Consider the following 2,285-nt stretch of genomic DNA (forward strand, 5'->3'; position numbering starts at 1 on the left):
ATATATATAACCCCAATACAATTTAAAATATATTACGTTAAGGAGGAAATTTAAAATGAGTTTTCAATTACCAAAATTTACACCACCAGATTTTACACAAGATGTTCTTGTTAAGGCACCAGATGTTAAAATAGGTGAAGTTGAAAAAGATGGAGTAGCTCCTCAAGGATTTCATATAACTTCTGTATTACCAGAATATTTTAAGGTTAAAGGTGAATGGGTTTTACCAACTCAAACATCTYTAGATTGTGCTGCAATAGTTAAAGATGACAAYACTGTAGAAGTTGTAGAATTCAGAAGCCTTAAAGTTGGAGAYAAAGTTATATTAGGAAAATCTGTAGATGGAAGCGAAGGTATCTACAAATATGCTGAAGGTTTTGATAAYATACCAAAGGTTGGATTCGGAAGAACTGTTGAATCATCTTTCTCAAAAGACTACAAAGAATTATATGRAATATTAAAACATGAAAAAGAAAACAATGGACATATAGTTTGGGTTTTAGGACCTGCTGTTGTATTTGACTATGATACTAGAGTAGCTTTATCAGAACTTGCTGAAAAAGGATTTGTAAACGCTCTTATGGCTGGTAACGCTATGGCYACTCATGATTTAGAAGGAGGACTTTTAGGTACTGCTTTAGGACAAAACATATACACTCAAGAATCAGTTCCAATGGGTCACTATAATCACTTAGACCTTATAAACGAAGCTAGAAGAGCTGGATCTATAGAAGCTCTACTTTCTGAAGGAAACGTTAAAGATGGATTTATAAAAGCTTGYATAGAACATAATATTCCAATAGTTCTTGCAGGATCAATAAGAGATGATGGTCCACTTCCTCCAGTTTATCACAATGTAACYTSYGGACTTGATGCTATGAAAGAACAAGCTCAAAARGCAACTGTTATAATTTGTCTTGCTACAGTTCTTCACTCAGTAGCAACTGCAAACTTAGCTTCATCTTATAAAGTTGTAGATGGTAAGGTAAGACCAGTATATGTTTACTCTATAGATATTGCTGAATATGCAGTTAACCAAGTAGCAACAGCTAGAGAACATGTAGGTGTTAAAACAATAGTTACTAACGTTCARGACTTTGTTGTTAATGTTCAAAAGAACGTTCTTAAATAAGAGATTATAAACACTTAATTTTGAAAATTACTAAGATACATTAATATATTATTAGGAGGAGATTTTAAATGAGTTTCGAATTACCAAAATTTACGCCACCAGATTTTACACAAGATTTTCTTGTTAAAGCACCGGATTGYAAAACTGAAGAAGTAGTTATAGAAGGAGTTGCTCCTAGACACTACCACGCTTTATCAATATATCCTGAATACTTTAAAATTAAAGGRAAATGGGTAATAGCTAAYGAAAGCCGTATGGATACTGTTGCAATTGTTACTCCAGAGGATGATATAGAAGTTGTAGAATTTAGAAATCTTAAACTTGGAGATAAAGTTGTAGTAGGAAGAACTGAAGATGCTAGCGAAGGTATATACATGTATGCTGGTGGATTCGTAGCTAAAGACGGAAATTCAGATACYTTTGCATTTAGAAGTGGTAGATCAAGAGAAACAGCTTTCTCTAAAGACTATGATGATTTATATGAAATAATGAAATATGAAAAAGAACATAACGGAAAAATCACTTGGGTTCTAGGACCATCAATTGCATTAGATGATGARTCAAGAGCAGCTTTTGCTTCCCTTGTAGAAAACGGATAYGTTAATGCCATTTTATCAGGAAACACTCTTGCAACCTATGACTTAGAAAAAGGAATGTTCGGAACAGTTTTAGGTCAAGAAACTTTTGAAGCTGAAAAAAATGCTCATTACAACTATATGGAAGCTATAAACGAAGCTAGAAGAGCTGGTTCWTTAGAAGAACTTATGGCTTCTGGAAAAGTTAAAGATGGTATATTAAAAGCTTGTGTAGARAAAGATGTTCCTGTAGTACTYGCKGGYACTATAAGAGATAGATTCACTCTACCTAACGTTTAYGATAATGTATATGAAGCTCAAGATGCTATGAGAAAACATACAAGAAAATCTACAATGCTTATATGTTTATCTACAGTACTACATACWATAGCYTCAGGAAATATGACWCCATCYTACACAGTAAGAGATGGTGTTGTTAGACCTGTATATATCTATTCTATAGATATACAAGAATTCTCTGTTAATAAACTATCAGATAGAGGTACTCTAGAAGTTAAAACTCTAGTTACAAATGCTCAAGACTTTATTACAAATATAGCTAAAGCATTAGTTAAATA

General features: G+C 32.8%; 2 protein-coding genes. Both read left to right on the forward strand.

Annotation, left to right across the window (positions count from 1 at the left end):
- Positions 1-55: 55 nt before the first annotated feature.
- Complete coding sequence (locus tag ACYUDJ_RS21175) at positions 56-1,132, forward strand: putative NPN-dependent ornithine cyclodeaminase (protein WP_460290026.1); 1,077 nt, start codon at positions 56-58, stop codon at positions 1,130-1,132.
- Positions 1,133-1,200: 68 nt separating this feature from the next.
- On the forward strand, positions 1,201-2,285 hold a 1,085-nt coding region (locus tag ACYUDJ_RS21180), incomplete at its 3' end, for a putative NPN-dependent ornithine cyclodeaminase (protein WP_003483447.1).

The organism is Clostridium sp. CTA-6 (assembly GCF_054768115.1).